Genomic DNA, 19356 nt, shown 5'->3' with positions numbered 1-19356 from the left:
TCTCATACAGTCAATCCCCCTGCATGATTTGCGCAATGAAGCCCATTTTGGGAAATAAACTTTTAAGAGCAACGGCTTTTACATATTCTCTCTACTTCACGAACGAGTGCTTGATCAAATTCAGACCGCATCGTTTTAAACCGTGAAATGTAAATCGGGATTGTATGGGAAGATATGCTAAACCCTCCATGAATTAGGCGAAGGATTGTATTATCTGATTGATATGGAAGACCTTCTAGACTATCAACAAAAATTGTTTGACCCACCGGATAACCATATTCAAATAAGTCAGCATATTCGGGGACGTGGTCGTGCGGATGACGCTCTACGAACTTCAGTTTAGGGGAAATACCACGTTCTACAAACTCGCGCATGACAGGGGTTTGCCACGGTATTTGATGAAGTCTCAGGGATTTTCGTTCTTTAGACGATTTAAGAAGAGCGATCATCATATCTGCATCGTCAGCATAAGATAATTCATTGGTGTTTGCAGGTGGCATTAAATCATAAATTGAAAAACTCTCAATTGAATCGGAAAAAACATTCGTAATGAAAGCCGTGGTTCGAGACGATTGATAGTCGTATACACGCAAATTCGGGCGACAGTTCATTGAAGTAAAAACGCTGTTGTATCCGTCGACACCGGCGGTATGAAATCCGAAATGCCGTAAGAACGCGTCCAGATGACGATTTCCTCCCCGCTCAGTTTGTTTGAACTTAGACAAACGAAACGTAGCGCCCACTAAGGAATTTCCCACCTCGTTTCTAATCATAGCTTTAACAATTTTCTGTTGCTCTTCACTTTCGATTCTAAGAACAAATGAAGGATCGTATCTTTCCCTTAAAATAAGAGACAAATGAAAATACGCGGTCTCCAGGTGAAGTCTAGCAAACCCCCGCGGCGCAACCGAACGATTATCAAAAAAACGGCTTGCTCGGTTAAACAAGTCAGGTCTGCTATCAGCCATCGCTAAAAACAGCAAGCTACCGTGCAGGCAGATATAGGATTTTGCCAGTTCTGGGTTGGAATACGCTTCAAACGAAATACTGGGGTTAGATTCATTGGCAAAGATCTCTGTTGGGTCAAAGCTTTCTAACCAAGAAACAAAGTCGTTCTCGAATGCATCAGCTTTTTGCCAAGCTGCTGCAGCTTGGCGCTCTCGTTCGGCATCTATAGCCCTTTGAATTCCCATATCGCCTGCTCCCGAGCAGGCCAACCCGTCCCAATCCCCACCAGTACTTGAACAGTGCGATTGACTAAAATTCAGGTAGTCCCACATGGTATAAGCCAAGGTGGGTACAGGACTACAAACGATAGTAAATACGATTAGCGTGCTCGCTAGGATCGTTTGGGAATTACCGATATTCATCACTTTGGACCTCTAGCAGTAACAGAGCGATTTAAGTCCTTTAAGTTGGCTGCGTGTCAAGTTATGATTTACATAGATTGGACTTGTCCCGTTGATCAAAACTGATTGGGTGTATATTTTGTCCGCTTTACCATGGTGCAACGTTACGTTTTACGCAATGATATTGGCGCCTAAACACGCGCACCACGACTATTTAATTTCCAATTTCATATCGAGGAGCGAGGATTTAAAAATTGAAGGTTTTTTTTGGAATAGCACTACTTCTAGTTTCTTCTTGTTATATCAGCTCTCTACATGCTCAGGGGGGATCAGGCAGCTATCAGAATGAAGCCTTATCTGCAGATGAAGTCAGAGAACTGCAGGAGCTGATTACATTTTTCGATGGTCGCTCGCACGATTTCAAATTCATGCCACGCTACGATGGCCCAGTAGACGGGATAATGAATGAGGAAACGCAAATTTGGATGAGAGATTTTCTCAATTATCGGCCACTATTTTCAAGGGATCTTCATCCTAGGAAAGTATTGGAAATTACGCGAAAGATTCTTACCTACCCAGTGCATGATCTACACCTAACTGTACTCAATTGGGAAGGTGCTCAAAATACGCATGGCGATTTAACTTGGAAAATATCTGTCGACCAAGAAGAAGGTTTGGCATCCGTTAAAGCGAAAGTGCTGGGGGGTAGCGGCTTTGGCGTAGAATGTCGTTTCCACGGCGAAGGATCCAAACCCTATAATGTGTTCACCCTTGAGGCTGCGGGCAATGAAAGTCAAAGTGTTACAACTATTCAAGTAGATGAAGGGCCAATCTACTCATGGCCAAGCGAACGCAATATCATAGACAATGAAGTATCAAAGAAAGTTTTTCTTGCTTTGATGTCAGACTTAAAAAATGGAGCGTCAGTACGAATTGCAGACTCTTCTGGCGCTTCTACGACGGTGGAGCTTACAGACACAGCGCGTGCATTGGGGCCATGCTCTGATCCAATTTTCTCCTATGATGTTCTGACAGCCGAAGAATTTCTTGCGAATGCCGAACTACCTACAAAACCAGTTCAGCTTAATGTGAGCCAGCGTGGTTCTCTATCTGGGTATGGGTCAATTACAGTTTGCAACAATGGGGAAACCCTTATCCGCGGATATCAAAAAGGAATTTTCCAGTACCAAAACCGTATGAACGTCGGCTACAATAGCTGGTTCGAAGTACCCCCAGATGGTTGCAAATCTGTCGTAGGTAGTACATCGCCGAAGGAACGTTATGGGATTGCATTTCAACGACGGTTACCTAGAGACGATACTTGGTACGACCCGATTTTCGTGAAAAGCTATTTAGAACCAACAGATTTTCGTTTTAACAATGTCTGTTTAGCGAAGCTTTCAGGAGGTGTTTTTTTCACTATCCCTATCTCAAATTACACAATAGAGAACATTAGCGGCAACTTCGATTGTTTTGATGCAAAATCCGCTCCTACTGATATAAACGTTCACCCAAAGGATAATGACATAAAAATAGATGTATACTGAACGACTACCGACTGGCGTCGGTAGGATCTGCGATATGGTTTTCCAGGTACTGAAGTACAATGTCTTCCGAGATGGCGCCGTTGGTGGTTGAAAAATACCCGCGCCCCCAAAACCGGCGCCCCCAACAGCGCCTGCGCAACGCGGGAAACTCGCGTTGCACCTTGTGAGACGAACGCCCATTCATCTTGCGCACCAAATCACTGATCGCGAGCTTTGGCGGAACCGAGAGGAACATATGGACGTGATCGCTCGACAAAACGCCGCGCAAGATGTCGACTGCGTTCTCCCGACAGACCTGACGGCAAATGTCACGCACCCGCAGACGCACATCGTCGGTGAGCACTTTATAGCGATACTTGGTCGACCAACGATGTGATAGCGGTGGTAGAAAACGCAGTGCTTGCCGGTGTCATATTGCATGATCTTATCCTCAGGAAAAATGAGCCGCCGGCGAGGCTATGGCTCATTTTTCCTGAGGATAAGATCATAACACGATTCTCTCGCGCTGAAGCGGGTCCGACTGGAAGTCGGAGGGTTTAAACCAGAGAGTGGATACTAAATGAGATTTGAATTTATGTAGCTGTCCCAACGGCTCAAAAACACTATTATAAGCCCGAGACTTATTGAAGACAGGTATTGCGTGATTGCATATGAAGGCGCGTCCAAACAACCAGAAAAAACTGCTGAATCCTACGTTAATTTGGCAGCAGTACCAATTTGCTCAAGTCAATCAGTGTTATGAAACTAATTCAGGTGACGACATGACGGCAATCATTCGATCCATCAATAGTTCAGCTTCTAATCTCAATTCTATTGCCACATACACAATATCCGTACAAATCGTTTGAGAGGTATATATGAGAAAGTTTGGGCCCATTTTTATAATCTCCCTACTTTGCGTTTTTGGGTCATCGTTTTCTGCCTTGGCTCAGTCCTCTAATATTTGTCGACCAGAAGTCGACCGGACCTACGCAGATTCTGGGTATAGTATTCACATGCGTGGTTATCGCAAATTTCTACCTTCAATTGAGTACAACAAATTTTTGACAAGTGGTTACCCTTGGTCCCGCATAATTACGCCAAGACTCGGGAAAAACCTTGCATCTTTCTATGAGCCTCCGGCCCTCACTTTCGACTGCACACACGGTCAGGCAGATGTTGTTCCGAACGTTTATGCGCTTGCTTATGGTGAGGAGGCGCCTTGGCTAATAGGTGAAGCTTGCGGGAAACACGTCAAAATCGGATTGATGTCTGTGGCTACTCAAGTTCTAAGTTACTCAAGATCGCCATTGACTGAGACCCCCATGGACAGAGCAATGATCTCAGAAATTGACAAACAAGTGGCCTTAGCTCGCGAATCAAACCAAAAGTGGATCGCTATCCCCCCTGAGCAAAAGTTTGGAAAGTTTGAGGTGGAAAGCTTAGCACTATTTCGTCTGCTTGCCAGTCAATGCGGTTCCTGGCCAACTTCTGTAGAGTTTGTGTTACATCTGGGGCTAGAGGGAGAGATGCTCCATACAGCGCCTGCCGTAACAAAAATTTACGCCAGACTCTCGAATGGAGAGTATGTTTTTGAATATCAAAATCTACAGTCTTTGAGAGAATTTGCACAGGATGCGATTAATGTTCAAAATGAAATTCGATCAGATTTCGCGAAAGCTCTTCGGGAAAGAGAGGATCGGATTTCTGCGTGGCATTCTCGTGAGGGGCGTTTTGCGATGGGCGCTTTGATTGTTGCAGGAATACTTGGAGGAGCTGGTGTGCTTTCACCTTGCAACGACAATGATCCAGACAATGATCCCGTGATGCTCGACTGTTTTTGGTAGTTGACGGAGGGGCTATGTCAGGTTGTTGACGTAGGGACAAAGCTTGCGACCGCGGGGCGGACCATGCATTTTTCCAAGCATCTCTTTCAGTGTCACAACGTGCATCCGATCAGCCCCACCTAAGTGGTCCAACTTGATTGTTAGTGCATGACCGGCTTTTGGTCCATCTGGATGATGGTTTCGGGAGCCGGAGGGCGGTAGCCCAGAGCACTATGCGGTCGTTTGGTGTGACCTGCTCCCCTGAAATGTCCTGAAATTTTGGTTAGCCTGTTCTCCAACTGAGGAGACAGACGAGGAAAAGAAGCCGTTTCAGCGAAGAACAGATCATTGGCATTTTGAAAGAGCACCAGGCTGGGCTTGGCGCAAAGGAGCTGTGTCGAAAGCACGGGATTAGCGATGCGACCTTCTACAAGTGGCGCTCGAAGTATGGCGGGATGGAAGTGTCCGATGCGCGTCGGCTCAAGACGCTGGAATCTGAGAACGCCAAGCTGAAGAAGATGTTGGCCGAACAGATGATGGACGTGGCGACGCTGAAAGAGATGCTCGGAAAAAACTTCTGAGGCCCGGTTCGAGGAGGAATGCTGTGAACTGGGCCATGAAGACCAAGGGTCATAATCAGCGCCGTGCCTGTGCGCTGGCCGGGATTGATCCGCGTGTGTATCGGCGTCGGTCGAAGCGCCCAGCCGATACGGAGCTGCGGACAAGGATGAAGGAACTGGCGTCCGAGCGGCGGCGGTTCGGCTATCGTCGTCTGCACATCTTGCTGAAGCGCGAAGGCGGGGAGGTCAACTGGAAGAAGCTGTATCGGCTCTACCGCGAAGAAGGGTTAACCGTTCGTAAGCGGGGCGGACGCAAGCGCGCGGTCGGCACCAGGACGCCCATGGTGATCCCGCAGGGACCAAACCAGAGATGGTCGCTCGACTTCATGTCGGACGCGCTGGAAGACGGGCGCAGGTTCCGCGTGCTGAATGTCATCGACGACTTCAGTCGGGAATGCTTGGCCGCGGTCGTGGACACATCTATCGGCGGTGCGCGTGTAGCCCGTGAGCTGGATCGGATCGCCCAGCTGCGCGGGTATCCCTGCCTCGTGGTCAGCGACAACGGGACGGAGCTGACCTCGAACGCGTTGCTCAAACGGCAAGAGGATCGCAAGGTCGACTGGCACTACATCGCACCCGGAAAACCGATGCAGAACGGCCTGGTCGAGAGCTTCAATGGGCGAATGCGTGAGGAATGCCTCAACGAACACCTGTTCCCGTCTCTGCGCCATGCCTGCCGCATGATTGCGGCATGGCGCGCCGACTACAATCACCACCGCCCGCATTCGAGCCTCGACGGGCTCACCCCGGGGGAGTATCACCAACGGTCAAGAGAGGACCAAACCCTGAACAGAGCTAACCTATAAACGCGGACTCTCGGGGGAGCAGGTCACGCGAAACGGTCCGTAGTCTGAGCGTTCACCTTTCACGAAATCTCGCTTCTACAGTGAACGTCCGCAATGTGGGCTGCAAATGCAGCAATCGATCTCACCGTTCAAAGGCAGCAAGGGGCCGAAAGTCACGGCGAACCACTCCCGACCCTAAGAAAAATTGGAACTCATTTTTAGTTCCAGCAACTGATTTACAGTTCAGGATCTGTGTTTGTTGATAGACGCGCACTTCATCGTGCGCGTTACAGAGCCGAACATTCGATGTAGATCTGGTTCAACTATGACGGTTAGGTCAGGTTCATGTGACGTGCAACATTTTGTGAGGCGACACATAGCTTTGCCATTGCCCTGCCGCTAAGGCATTGAATTTGTGTCTACAGTTTTCGCCAAACCGCACTATTTTTGCCTTTTACGACTCAAAGGTTTTCCATCACATCGCAGTAGACAGACAGCCGACTTTACTCTCAAGTGCGGAGAAAGTCCTAAAAGAGCCCAAGGCGTACATTTCTATTTCATGCTGCATGTGCACGCAGCACAAAAACTCGACACCTTATCAGATATTGTCGCCATGTGGCGGCGCTGAGACCTGCTATTCATTCATCGTGCAGTGAAGGTTTAGACGCGAAGGTTAGTTGCAAGCGACCGCTCTGTTTTCAAGATATGTTTCGATGACCGAGCGCATCTCAGGACTGGCATCGCACAATCTCGACGAATTTCTGAGGATCACGTCATCCAAACCGCCATCGCCATGGCGTTCAAGGATTAGGCCCATGACCTCCGCACCCTCTGCGGCCTTCCTTAAGTCCCAGTTGTCTGCGATGTCTTCGATCGTCTGAGCGTCTGTCGTAACTCCAGCTGTAAGAAGCCCAGAAACGGCAAGCGCATAACTTTCCGAAGGCTTGGCGTTGAGGGTCCTGTCTAGCATTTCCTTGGCGCACGTTGATTGAATTGGGTTATCATTTACTGCCACGATGTTGTTCAGAATCGGCGCGACTTTAGGAAAGTGACTGCATTCGCCTCCCTCGGGACAGTTTCGTCTGGACGCAAGGAGTTCTGTTGAAAAGGCAACTCTTGCATCACAAGCCAGATACTGGCCAACATTGTCCACACGAAGGTCAATTTCCTTTCTAAGCGGTTCTGGCAAATCTATGCTTTGTCCGTCAGCCACAAATCTAGTGTTTAAAGCCCAACGAGCAGCCCGCCCATTCGAATCCGCATCAAACAATTCCACAAGCAAATCTGTCCTTCGATTTTTTGGATTAGCAGCCACAAACTCCAAGTGTTCACTGAATATCGTTGATCGCGCCACTAATCCGGGATCCGAAAACCGTAAAGCGGCCAACGCAGTTCCAACATCTCCGCCAAAGCGATTCAGACGACGAAGCTCATCAATAGCGATGTCCTCCATCGGAATTCCAGTTAAGCCCATGGCTTCGAAAAATTTCACACGTATGTCCGACGTACCGGGAACCCCGCGGCCGATCAGCCGACCACAGTTTTTAACCGATGAAAAATTGGGCTGCGCCGAATATCCAGATGGCGTGAAACTCTGAATAAACAACATGATATCTTCGCCTGAGACTTCCTGCCCAGGAACTCGGGTGAGTAGATCCAACAACGGGGCGCAAACGCGATCAAACGTATCTCCGTTGAAACGTTGCTCGGTGTCAACGAGGCCTGCGAGAACACGAGCTTCATCGTAGGAAAGGATCGCCGAAAAAAGACTTACTATTAAGTCTACATCGTCTTCACCTTCGTACTCGCAAAGTTGAGCAAGACCACCGATAACTGAGACCGTTGAGGAGAGATCTTCAGTCCGAGCAAGGTACCCAAGAGTCTGGTCAAGTACTTTTTCGTACCAATCCGATTCGCAATGAAGACTGGCCGAATAGTATCTATCTCCGCAGCCTTTGGCCATCGTAAGCGATCGTCGGGACGAATAATCGCAGTCCCAATTCTTCCAAGCCCCCGTCTCAAAAACAATCGACAAAGCAAGAAGCTCAGGGTCGGCAATCGAGCTCGACTGGGTGATTCTGTCGATATTTTTTGGCGCAACAGGAGCATCGAATTCCCGGATCAGAAGCTCGATGACAGATAAGGCCCCCACGCTACCATTCGCAAGCAGCGTGAATTGCTCTTCCAGTACTGGTTCCAAATCCTGACCACTGACTTTGGATCCTAGTTGCTGTACCACTTCAATTGCTCGATCGTGCCCCAAACTCTTGAACATTCCGCTCACATCTTCCGGGCCAATAAAAAAATGCTCCTGGCTGAGGATTATCTGTGTGAATTCTCCTTTTGTATCAGCCGTCCAACTTAACGCGAGGGCCGACTTTAGATCTTCGCAGGAATAGCTCGACGTGCAAACATTTGGTGCAGCCTTTCGCAGTATATCTTCGTCCCCAAAGATCACTGCTATTCTAGCCCATTCTTCCCATTGCCCATAGCTCTTAGCATCGAAAACCTCACGCACAAGTTTGCGAACATCTTCTGAAATTGATCCGTTGGGTTGAAAGCTGACCAATGCCCCAGGAAGCGAACGGATACGTTCGTCAAAACCGACGAGCCCAGGAGCAATCATGCGCCGCGCAACACTGACGTTGTTCTCCATTAGAAGTTCTTTGAATTGGCGGGCAATGACCCAACTATCGACAAACGGCAATGCAAATTCCAACAGTTGCCAATCTGAAGATTGTACAGCCATAGACACCGCATCACCCCAACCTTTTGCATTTTCTGGGTTCGGAATTTCAAAGATAGCGTCCCTGTCGGATATGTCGGTGTTGGACCGTGTCTTTAGCAGAAAAGACAAAGGGGTTTGATCAACAAATCCCAATGAGCGACCAAGTTCCACCTCATTAGCTTGTATCATTGCAATTGCACGCCGGTGTTCGCCCCGCTCAGAAAATAGTACGAAGTTTCGGCCACTGAAAGCCCTACGCGCTTCCTCCAACTTTCCTTCAATGTCGGGAATTGTGTGGCGGTCCACGAAATCTCCACCGTTTCTACCATCAGGGGCGGGTAGCGAAACCGTAAGATCGCCGCCGTATTCCACCAAATCTAGGAGAACTGCGCTGTGGCCCGCTCTGGCAGCCCAAAGTGTTGCTGTGTGGCAAGTATCATCGCGGATATTGGGGTCCGCACCAGCTTCAAGGTTTGCTAGTACCTCGCGATGAACGCCGCTCGCCGCTGCTTCAATTAGAGCTTCGTCGATGTCTTTGATCCCCGCGTCTGCGCAAGACATAGTTTGAGCATGCGCCTCAAACCCAATGACACAAATACCCAGAAACATCGACACCATGCGAAGACATCGATTCATCGACGAGAAAGCAACTTCATCTTGAGCACACTTGCAAAACCTCTTGGTCACAGTACACCTCCCGATAAGACTCTCCCGCTTCGAATGCACTAACACCCCCTCGGTATTGTTGACCCCAAATTGCAGATACCATCACGGTAAGGGGCTAATTCCTCTGCCAGCCCGATGGCATCCGGGTCTAGGCACCCCGTGAAATCTGCAATCTTCCCCTCCATGGCCGAAACTATACCAATTAACTGTCGAGGGTCGTCCCAGTACCCGCGATTAAACCCGGCGTAGACCGGTCCGCCACTGTCAGCCTTGCAGGGTCCGCCAGTTCCGATCGGATCGCCATTGCGCCAAGTCAACAAGCTATGGCTTCGATCTGTCCGGGCTGCGACCCCGTCATGGAAATTGAATGTAACTAGCTTTCGACCTTGGATCGGCGTACCTTCCGGAAAATCAACATTTGTAATTCCAAACCCGGCAAATGAAATCGATTCCGACAAATCAGATTGGCTTGTATATTTAAAGTTCAAAAATGGGAAAAAACCATCTGGCTCATCAAGCCCACCACCATTCAAATGGATGACGGCAATATCCCTTTTGGGAAGAAAGCCAGTTTTGTTTCTGTATTCATTCAAGTCATTCTTAGTAGCATACGGAATTGAGAAACTCGCCATCGTAAAAGACTTTTTCAGAACATCCGAATATAGAAAAACTGCGAAGTCTTCGTCGTTCTTTAGAGTTAATCGCATCCACCCTGTGACAGCGTCCGGTCGGCTTTTGAAGCGCCCGAACAAGGCGTTCTTACTGCCACTCATACAATGAAGCGCTGTAAGCGCGACAGTTGGTGCAACTAGCACACCAGAGCAGAAAGCTTGATCTTCGCCTCTTTGCAGCATCACCAGAACTGCATCCGCGTGCTCGTCTGAAACGTAGCTGACTTCAGATCTGCCATCGCTTCGGGTCGGCAATGGCTGTCGATCTGGAAAGCCGCATAACTTGCCCAAACAGCCAACCAAGATAGGCTGGCTTGAGTTATGGCTATTCTCGTTTTCATTCCCATCATTATCTGAGTTTGTATTGCGCGGGCAAAGTGCTGGTGGGCACTCCAACCCGGTGCCTTCGCCAATGCTTCCGTAAGTTGTCGGTGTTGCGGTACCACAGCCAGAGCCTGAACATATGCCAGCTCCTCCCCCATCTCCTGGGACACCAGGGCGTACACTTTTCAAGAAGTCACTTTCGTCAAATTGAAAGGCAGGGATGTCGCTTGGGAGTATTTCCATGTTTCTCAGAATAAACTCTTCCTGAATATTTGCGGGTAGCTCCGTTAGGCCTTCTACACCGGCGACCGACAGAAGCCCTTGGTACGACCTGAAGCCCGTGTCAAATGATTGATCGTTTATCAAATCGCTCATTTCTTCAAATTGGCGGGTGGTTATCAACGCTCCAGTATCAGTGACGAAGATTTGAGGGCTACTCATCGCTGCACCATCATTTCCGGATACTGCCGCGCCGCCTCGGTAAATCTCGAGACCAAAAGCACTTTGACCAAATTGGCCAGTGAGATTGTTTTCATCAAAAATGGAGCCAATCCCTTCTTGACCAAGGGGTTTATCACCATCGTGCAAGCTAGGATTGAAATTGGTACTTCCCATTGGAGAGCCGAAGCCTAACTCATTGAATCCGAGACCTTGGTAAGTACTTCTAGGACCAAGCAAAGGGAATCCAGTCCCACCCAAGTTCACCGACCCTCCAGGATTGAAACCAGACCCATTGGTTCCGAAGCTGGGGCCAGCGCTTCCAGAACTGACTGAGGAGGCTCCGGTCCCACCTAAGTTCACCGAGCCTCCTGGGCTGAAACTAGATCCACCAAAGTCAAGTGACTGTGCTTGCGCCAATCCTGGAATCAAAATAATGAGCAAAAACAGTCTGGCTGAGTGACCTCGGAGACTACTCATCATCAAAGCCTCCAAGACCCGACACTAAATCTTCATCGTTGGCCGCTCCGCCGATGTTTGGAGGTGGCGTAACTAGCATCGTTCCAGAAGTGGGCCAAGTCGACAAACCTGAAAGCCGGCACGCTTCGACAGGAGTAGAGCCACACGCGTCGGACTGCCATTTCGCGATCGGGCTCTCGGCACGAACTGACGCAATACCCTGGTCACAAGTCAAGCCAAGGTCAGCGACCTTGAAGCCGAGGGTTGTCACTCCAAACGCCAAAGGTCGCTCGAACACCTCATCACGCTCCAAAGCATCGTTGGACGCCCCAGATATGCTTGCTGTCACAGGACCCGCCGTGCCTACTTGCTCGGACGCATCCGCCGCCGCCGCAGTGGCGTTTTGCCCATCGGGGGTCGGAGTCGCCACCACACTTGCAGGGTCAGATGGTGCGGTTTTCGCTCTATCCAGCCCGGCAGACACATCGTTGCCGTAGGAATAGTTTATCGAACGCGCATAGAAAACTCGCGTGACCATCTCTAAAGATAGCTTGTCGAATTGACCGCCTCCCATACTTCGAAACGACACGCATATTGCGTTGCGAAAAACCGGATCCCTTACAAACCTGTCAGCAAGGGCGTTCCCAAACACCCGAAGTGCAGTAACATCGTCGATTTCTACACTTTCGATTGCGCCCAATGATATGTCCAAGTTGGCTTCTCGGCGGAACGCGCCTGTTAGGGCCGATAAGAGACCGGGGCGCTGGAAATCCGCCGCTGATACTCGAACAAGCGACACGCCAGGCAACGATGCAAGACGAGGTCGGTTTGAACCTGCGCCCCCCACGCTCCCACCTGCGGGACCGTTCGGCTGATCCCAAACCGCGACCGACTGCTTGTTCGCGTTGTTCGCAATCGTGTTGCGGACACCATCGTTGAGCTCCGCATGGGTGGGCAAATTGCTATAAACCGCATTCAGTGCGCGGACCATATCGATGTATCCGTAGTTTCTTGAATTTATACCAAACGGATTTTCTTCGTTCAAAATTAGCCGAACTGTCCCAATATACACATCTTCCCGCATTGGATAGATGGAAGTTAGGCCGAAGTTCCGAATGCTTTTGTTCCAGCGTTCCTGGACTGAGATGTTTAAGTTACCAGAGCAACCTGAAATTAAGAACACCGACAGTACAACCGCAACGCGCTGAAATCTCATGAATTTTCACCTTCTAATTTAACCCCACCTTCTAACAACCGGCCAATATTAGATCCTTGACGCTAGAACTGCGGACATTTTGTTCCATGCGGTTTCGTTTTGCTCGGTCGCGGCAGAGTCCAAAAAAATTTCTATAGCAGCACTGGTATTTCCCAAACCAAGTTGAATGCATAGTTTCTCCATATTGGAAAACGCATCTTCGGTTGAATTAACGATAGAATAGTATTCGTCGTCACGCCCATCTTTCGATGCACGCACTGCGCGATCAAAACGGATCACCGATGCGGCAGTGACCATTGAACCTTGGTAGCTCTCACGATCCAACCAACACCATTTTGGCGGCACGAGATTTCGAACCAGACGCTCGCTAATTTCGATATCATCTAATTCGGTTTCTATCCGAGCTTCCAACCGAGAGTTGCCTTTCTTTCGAAGGCGACCATAAGCCTCCAAAAGTAATCCGGTTTTCCAATTGGACAAACGTTTATCGCCACGGATGTCAGTCGCCTCCAATAGCGAAATGGCTGTGTCCAAGTCATTGCCAACAATCATCAGGGTAGCATTTAATAGGCCAATTTCTAGTGCCTCTAAGTCACTGGGCCCCTGTCTGCGTACTCCATCAACAAAGGCGGACGTGCGAGCAGAATCACCGACTTTGGCAAACTCAACGGCTGCCGCAAGAATCCAATCTTTTCGGAGGTTCAAGAAATCTATTTGCCTTCTATTAGCGCTGTCGCCGATTTTTTTACCATCCAGAGCCAATCCACACAGAACGGCATCTTCAGCCCCTTTGCGCGCGGCCGACGCGATCGCGAGACGATAAAAATTTTCGCGGTCATCAACGTATCTTCCATATTTCCGGAGAAAGCTTGCGAGTTCAGAGCAATTGAGAGAAACTGCTAAGAAATATGCAACCTGGGCATGTTGCCCCCACCATTTCACGTCTGCTTTGATACCGGTAAGGATTGTCTGAACAGCTTTCCGGCGGACAATCTCGGCATCCCTCATGGTGTCAGAATTTAGTAGACTCCGATGGAGTATTTGCAAACCTCTGATGTCGTCACCAATAACTGACAATCCATCCGAGAGCGACAAATTTCGCGATCTTAGGACCGCGATATTCCAGCGGAGAGGCAGCAGTTCCGATGCATCTGGGCCGGGCAACGTTCTTTGTGTCAGCGCATTCGATGCATCTGAGAGACCAACTCTATACAAAAACGCGATAATCTCCGAAATCGTACGAACATAACCATCACTACTCCCTCTAGAAAATGTTCCTCGGGCTGGCTCAACCCCACTTGCAAGATCCGAAATTAATTCAAGTGCAAGTCTTCTAGCATCTGGATTCTGTTCAGTACGCGCGACGACACCAAGTAATCGCATCCGCGCTAGCAGATCGTCACGCGTTACAATAGGTCTGCCGTCTCTTGAGCTTGCACGACCCCAGTTAATTCTGCTTTCCAAAGCAAGAGCTTCATCCATGCCAATGTGTATTGCAACAACCGGAGTAAGTATCCTAAGGGTTTTGCCATCCGATGGCGCAAGTTCAACTGCGCTGGCCAAGTTGCCTCTCACGACTTCAAGCAAAGCCAACTCGGTGGGCAGAACCTCGGAAAAATAAGTGTCGTTGGCAAGAATGGCATTGGCAACCCATACCTCGCCTCTCGACGTGCTGGATTCTAGCAAGAAACGAAAAGTTTTTCTGTTTCGTCCCGCATCATCCGACAAGACACCTTCAAAGAGCGCCATCCGCAACTTATGGCGCGCGGTCATATGATTTGAAAGTTTAGTGTCCGGTGCAGTTGCTAATGAACTGCTCTCCGACAGGAAATTTTCTGCAGCTTCGATTGCTTTTTTTTTCTTTCCGAAAATGACCCAGCATCCGCCGCGCCGATCGTCGAAAGTCCAAGTAACCAAATAATACAAATTCGAACAAACAAGTTTATCGACACGTGCATAACTTCCACCCAGTGCTACACATAAATAGGTGTGACAGACGCGTCGCGATTGAATATGCGGTGGCGCCTACGCCTCAAATCTTGATCATTTTAGCGGGCTAGGAGCAAATATCAAAGCAATCTTTCGAACCTTACTCATCTTGATCCATGGCGGGTTTGTCCGGCGTCCCGCTTGGCTGACGAACTGACGACGAAAGAGTGGTTTGGGCATGGTCGAAACTGACGCCTATGAATGGCCGCTCTGACGGCGGTATTGCACTGCAACAAAGTCAGTGCCGCTCGTGCGAACACATGCTGCGCCAGCCAAGCCCCAAAATCGAAGGTCGACAATGTCCGCATTCCAGCTGTTAGCGACACTAGCTTCAAAAGGCACGCTACCATAAATGCAAATCATGACGACAGCACAGCGTAGCTGTGATAACAGAGTTCATGATCTGATTTTCTCCACCCTTTTTGCATTCAGCACGGACCTCTCCGTGGCTTTTGAGTTGCGCGAGAAGAAGGGAAACAGATGAAAAGAACAGACCTCCCCCAGATCCAAGGCAAACGCTTCGACATCGAGACACTACACGGCGACATCGCCGACCTTACGAAACAAGCGAATGAGGGGCCAACTTTCCTCCGTCGGAACGGGCGTGTCTCCTACGTCGTCATGTCCGAAGACCTTTTTGAAAAGCTATGGCCAGATCCAAGAAGAGCCTGGGGGATCGAAGAGACGCCCATTCGAGAGAGAAAAATCTTGTTAGCCGCCTTGCGTAGATCACTGGAGCAAAGCGAGGAGAGCAACAAAGGGACTGGGCTCAAAACCTAGTCCGACAACCTGCCTTCTAACTCATCAGAAAAGCTTTTCATGTCAAAGCCTGGATCTATCGGCCCCATCAACTGAACCTTTTTTTGAAGCTCCTGCATTTTGGCCAATAGCTCCTCATAGCTACTGTCTGATGGGTCTGATGACCCGCTTTGATGAGCTGCTCGAGCGAGTTCCAGTTTAGCTTCCCCTTCTTTATCACTCATGCCAAATCACTCCCAATCAACCGATCGCTTGCCGTACACGCGGACCAACATTGCACCACAGTTTGTTAGCAGAACATTCGCACGAACTAGCGGTCGCGCCAAATCAATTGGTGCTATCTTCTTACGTAGCTCCGTCTGGCCAAAAGGATCATATCCACAGCATAAACGCTGAACGCTCGGCTTGGGCGACATCAGTTTCGCATGACACCTGAATGCACTTAGGCGCTGGGGGGGGGTAGCATGAGACGTCAGCAGCCCCCAAAATCCGGCTCCAGCGATTTTGAGCCGTTCAGCCACGCCTAAGTACTACCATCGCCTTCAGCGCTAGCTCAAAATCTCATCTAGATACGCTTTTGAACAAAGTCCGCAGCAAGCTCTTCAGGAGTGCTAGTACGCGTACAAAGACGTTGCAGCGGACGGAGAATTTCAGTGGTTCTTTTATGAACAAGGTCACCATTTACGACTGCGTCACTTGATCTTAGGGGTGAATGCTTGGCTTTAGGCGCCGGTGCCTTCCCTTTTGGTTATTCATAGTTTTTGCTTGCTTAGGTGAGCTTCTGGAACACTTCGGTTTCTGATTTTGGGTAAGCGCGAACAAACCCAGCGTCGCAAGGTATTGTCTCAATCTCTTTTTTGTCCAGCGCGCGTGCTAGGTGGATTGCTGCCACGTCCAATTGCTCTGCCAATTGACCAAGTGTAATAAATCTCTCTTCAAAGTCTCGAATACTGCTTTCGGTTATGTAGCATCGGTAATGTTGTGTTTCGGGATTCCGAACTTTGTATTGCGTGAGGTATCCCCCATCCCTAAGGTGCCTTACCGATGCTACGTTCATTCGTAAGTGGGCCGCGGCATCCAGCAAAGCCAGGTCCCCCGCAAATCGGCGTGAACGACGCGGAAACACTTTGCCATCGCAGACCAAAATAGCGGCCAAACCCGAGGCGTCAGGATCTCGCGATAATCCCTCCCGCTTTCCGCCAACCCAATCTGAGATCACCCGGGCGGACGGAATCTGGCTCCGTCTGCAGAAATCTTTTAAGGGTAAATTCTCTTTGCTGGCGGCGGCGGCGGGCAAATTTTCAAGACGTGTCATAAGTGCGCTAACCGAAGACTTTGTCACGTATTGCAGGGAGGTTCCAAAGCGATGAGCCTCCAGCGTCTTGCTTCGAATAAGAGCTTTCACCTGAACTGGGTGGATGTGCAACTGTGCTGCTGTCTGCTTAATGTTCTGAAGGTTCGCCCAAAATTGGAGAACTTTGTCGAGATCTTCGTATCGAATATCTTGAAGATCAGACAATTCCTCTACGGCAGCGCCACGAAGATGCGCAAGTATGCCTCGAACCCTAACTTTGCCCACACCATGTTCCTCTCGCACGCGCTCCAGCGTTACGAACTCTGGTGCCCTTATCTCGGCACCAAGTATCTTCGCTCCGCCCTGCAATGGGTAGTTTTGCTTGATGAAGTCACGCACACATCCTCTCAGCGAAGCTGTTGCAAGGTCATCTTCGGTGCTTTTCAGCCACGCATAAAATTCGCGCAGATCTGAAGTAAAATATGACCTCTCTTCAGAGGGCCGCCGTTGCCGCGTTTGCTCCAAGGCGCTGGCTAGCGCATCGCCTCCCTTCTCAAGCACGCTAAAGCCTAAAGACATCGCTGTGCGCTCCTGCTCCCAACTCAGATCGGAACGCTTCAACTGAGATCCAAAGCCTAATTGCATGCCAAGCGTAAGGGATGCCTGATGCAGGTGCGTAAGGTCGAGAGTGTCAAGCCAATCAGCGTGTTTGCCGAACTCAATTCGGTGGCTAAGGTAATTTTCGAATGATGAACGCCCTAAAACACAAGCGGACTGAGCCGCTTGCGTTATTATATCCCTATGAACAGACAATTGTTGAACAACATCATATGTAAGATGAGTGTTCAGAGCATTGGGTAACTTTAGTAGCGGCACCCCATGTTTGGCACAGGTTCCAATTGGCAACACCAACCAATCAAGCCGTTGAAAGCCCCCATGTGACCCAGCCTGCTCAAGAGCCTCTAGAACGCACTGCGGGCAGATCCGAGTGATCGCACGAAGCATCGTACCGTTGGTCGCACTGGAATGTCCCACACGATATCTACAGGGGCCTATTTGCGCTGGTGCATTAAATTGGAGTTGCTCTAGTGACACTCCAGTAAGTCTCGACAAGCGTCGCAACTGATCCGGATATGCCGAGCATATTTTCGCCCACCGGAGCCCAAGATCAGAGCTCCACTCTCTTGGGACACTGAAGTTGATCCTAGCGACCCTAGACACGAAAGAAGCCGGCGTTTCTAAGAACACAAGGTTTGAGCTGAGAGCAAGTTGGTCAGTCATTGATGACCCTCCGGCAGACTCGGGTCCAGGGAGGCATCCCAACCTATAATTTTACGCACATCTATTCTTTGGAAGTCTTCAGCGAGGAAGGGATTGAATGCAGGAATACAGCCCGTCTTTCTCCGAAATGAGGCCGCAAAATGCTCGACCGTAAGCTGAAGATCTTTTGAATAGAGCGCCTCCTCTATCCCACCCAAACTCATTTCAATGATGAGACCGAACTCATTTCCGCCCGCATGTATCAGCCGTTTGAGGAACTCATCGAGCTGCACCTGTTCAGTGGGTCGCAAACCTGCCTTGGCAATCAGCCCTGCAAGGATTTGGGAAACATCAGCTCCGTGCGAGGCCCAACTCACCGGATTCAAGTGTATGACGTGCAGCCGTCTTCTTAGCTGCGCATCAGAGTTTATCATTTCAAGCAAATCATGTGTGCCTGACAACACCAAACCCACGGGCCAATCTCTGTCATTCATGAGAGATTTAAGGGTGTTGACTACATCGTTTCGGGCCTTAACTCCTTTACTGACATAGAGATCTTGCGCTTCGTCGAGATGCAAAAAGAGCGTTTTGCGCGCGCGCAAAAACTGACGTACCTGTGTCCAAATGATTGCAGCTGACTTGTCACGCGAAAGTGGATATCCCAATCCATGCAGAAGTTCCGTCCCTACGTTTTTTAGGGAGGCAGGCGATGGAACTTGAAGCCGTAGGACTTCAGCGGTCTCGCGTCCCTCCTCGGCTAAAATCAGATCAGGATGAGTATCAAATAGTCGATCCATTGCCGTTGTCTTTCCGCTCCCAGAAGCGCCAACAAGAGCGAGTCCCCGTGCCTTAATGCGGCTACCCAATTGGGTAGCCGCGCGCCGCTCACGAAGCCGACGGTCAAAGGAAAGCCTGAGTTCATCTGAAGCATGATGCGCTACAAACAAATCTCGTAAACGAGCAATCTGGATATCCACCGCTTCCGGTTGTGGCCTTGAATCATTCGTCATCTTCAAACCTCCAACCCGGAGCTGGAAGCAAGGTATCCCCAGAGTTTTGCTCCTTGGCCAGAACTTCTGAACCCGCATTGTCTGGCTCATTCTGCAAAGGAACTACATGCCCAAAAAGGTCTGGTTCAGGCGTAAGGTCAAAGATCTCCGCTTCGTCGACGTCAATACTCAGCCCGAGGAAGAGGTCTGCTTTAGCGCGCTCCAACCCGGCAGGGGTTTGTCGCTTTAGAACAACGCCGAAGCGCTCACGTTCATCGCGATCTCGTTGGATGATGTCGGCCAAAGCGTCAGACACGACCTGTTCTTGCAGGACTGCCTCAGCTTGATATTTTAATCGCAATTCACGTGCTGCGGCTTCCCATTGTTCGTAAGAAACGCCTTCAAACGTTTTTTGCAGTGCATGCGCCACTACCCAGTTTTTGCCGATTTGCACCAT

13 protein-coding genes and 1 pseudogene are annotated in these 19356 nt (G+C 49.6%); 4 read left to right on the top strand and 10 right to left on the bottom strand.

The window, feature by feature from the left end:
• Positions 1 to 62: 62 nt before the first annotated feature.
• The gene (locus J7400_RS15630) at positions 63 to 1370 is read right to left on the bottom strand and encodes a hypothetical protein (RefSeq protein ID WP_209064955.1); all 1308 of its coding nucleotides are present in this window, start codon (positions 1368 to 1370) and stop codon (positions 63 to 65) included.
• A 233-nt stretch (positions 1371 to 1603) separates the two neighbouring features.
• Here J7400_RS15630 and J7400_RS15625 point away from each other — a divergent pair, with 233 nt between their 5' ends.
• Positions 1604 to 2896, top strand: a complete 1293-nt coding sequence (locus J7400_RS15625) for a hypothetical protein (protein WP_209064953.1) — start codon at positions 1604 to 1606, stop codon at positions 2894 to 2896.
• Positions 2897 to 2900: 4 nt separating this feature from the next.
• On the opposite strand, the pseudogene tnpA reads toward J7400_RS15625, so the two are convergent.
• A pseudogene (tnpA, locus tag J7400_RS15620) lies at positions 2901 to 3316 on the bottom strand (IS200/IS605 family transposase).
• Positions 3317 to 4212: 896 nt separating this feature from the next.
• Here tnpA and J7400_RS15615 point away from each other — a divergent pair.
• On the top strand, positions 4213 to 4722 hold the full coding sequence (locus J7400_RS15615; RefSeq protein WP_209064951.1) for a hypothetical protein: 510 nt from the start codon (positions 4213 to 4215) through the stop codon (positions 4720 to 4722).
• A 278-nt stretch (positions 4723 to 5000) separates the two neighbouring features.
• Positions 5001 to 6127 (top strand): IS3 family transposase gene (locus J7400_RS15610; protein ID WP_209065021.1). Its coding sequence is split into 2 segments (ribosomal slippage): positions 5001 to 5271 and positions 5271 to 6127, totalling 1128 coding nucleotides; the frame shifts between segments, so codons are not numbered across the junction.
• Positions 6128 to 6779: 652 nt separating this feature from the next.
• Here the strand turns inward: J7400_RS15610 and J7400_RS15605 are convergent.
• From J7400_RS15605 to J7400_RS15590, 4 genes are read right to left on the bottom strand one after another with little or no spacing between them, the layout of a single operon-like run.
• The gene (locus tag J7400_RS15605) at positions 6780 to 9521 is read right to left on the bottom strand and encodes an ankyrin repeat domain-containing protein (protein WP_209064949.1); all 2742 of its coding nucleotides are present in this window, start codon (positions 9519 to 9521) and stop codon (positions 6780 to 6782) included.
• Between the two features lie 38 nt (positions 9522 to 9559).
• Positions 9560 to 11416, bottom strand: coding sequence for a trypsin-like serine protease (locus J7400_RS15600; RefSeq protein WP_209064947.1), 1857 nt, complete (start codon positions 11414 to 11416; stop codon positions 9560 to 9562).
• Positions 11406 to 12608: a hypothetical protein gene (locus J7400_RS15595; protein WP_209064945.1), complete on the bottom strand. Its 1203-nt coding sequence runs from the start codon at positions 12606 to 12608 to the stop codon at positions 11406 to 11408. The genes J7400_RS15600 and J7400_RS15595 overlap by 11 nt, the downstream gene beginning before the upstream one ends.
• Before the next feature lie 48 nt (positions 12609 to 12656).
• The gene (locus tag J7400_RS15590) at positions 12657 to 14525 is read right to left on the bottom strand and encodes a hypothetical protein (protein WP_209064943.1); all 1869 of its coding nucleotides are present in this window, start codon (positions 14523 to 14525) and stop codon (positions 12657 to 12659) included.
• A 552-nt stretch (positions 14526 to 15077) separates the two neighbouring features.
• Here J7400_RS15590 and J7400_RS15585 point away from each other — a divergent pair.
• Positions 15078 to 15377: a hypothetical protein gene (locus J7400_RS15585; RefSeq protein ID WP_209064941.1), complete on the top strand. Its 300-nt coding sequence runs from the start codon at positions 15078 to 15080 to the stop codon at positions 15375 to 15377.
• On the opposite strand, the gene J7400_RS15580 is transcribed toward J7400_RS15585, so the two are convergent.
• The 4 genes from J7400_RS15580 to J7400_RS15565 all read right to left on the bottom strand — a co-directional run bounded on the left by J7400_RS15580 (position 15374) and on the right by J7400_RS15565 (position 19356).
• Positions 15374 to 15580 carry a hypothetical protein gene (locus tag J7400_RS15580; protein ID WP_209064939.1) on the bottom strand — a complete coding sequence of 69 codons (207 nt, stop codon included), beginning with the start codon at positions 15578 to 15580 and terminating at the stop codon, positions 15374 to 15376. The two genes, J7400_RS15585 and J7400_RS15580, sit on opposite strands and share 4 nt — an antisense overlap.
• Before the next feature lie 545 nt (positions 15581 to 16125).
• Entirely contained in the window at positions 16126 to 17229 is a 1104-nt protein-coding gene (locus J7400_RS21205; RefSeq protein WP_247738832.1) for a hypothetical protein, read from the bottom strand.
• Positions 17230 to 17927: 698 nt separating this feature from the next.
• Positions 17928 to 18920 carry a TniB family NTP-binding protein gene (locus J7400_RS15570; protein WP_209064935.1) on the bottom strand — a complete coding sequence of 331 codons (993 nt, stop codon included), beginning with the start codon at positions 18918 to 18920 and terminating at the stop codon, positions 17928 to 17930.
• Entirely contained in the window at positions 18910 to 19356 is a 447-nt protein-coding gene (locus J7400_RS15565; protein ID WP_209064933.1) for a hypothetical protein, read from the bottom strand. The genes J7400_RS15570 and J7400_RS15565 overlap by 11 nt, the downstream gene beginning before the upstream one ends.

The sequence above is a fragment of the Shimia sp. R9_2 genome, assembly GCF_017743735.1.
Lineage (GTDB): Bacteria > Pseudomonadota > Alphaproteobacteria > Rhodobacterales > Rhodobacteraceae > Shimia.
This window is presented reverse-complemented; position numbering and strand designations above follow the sequence as displayed.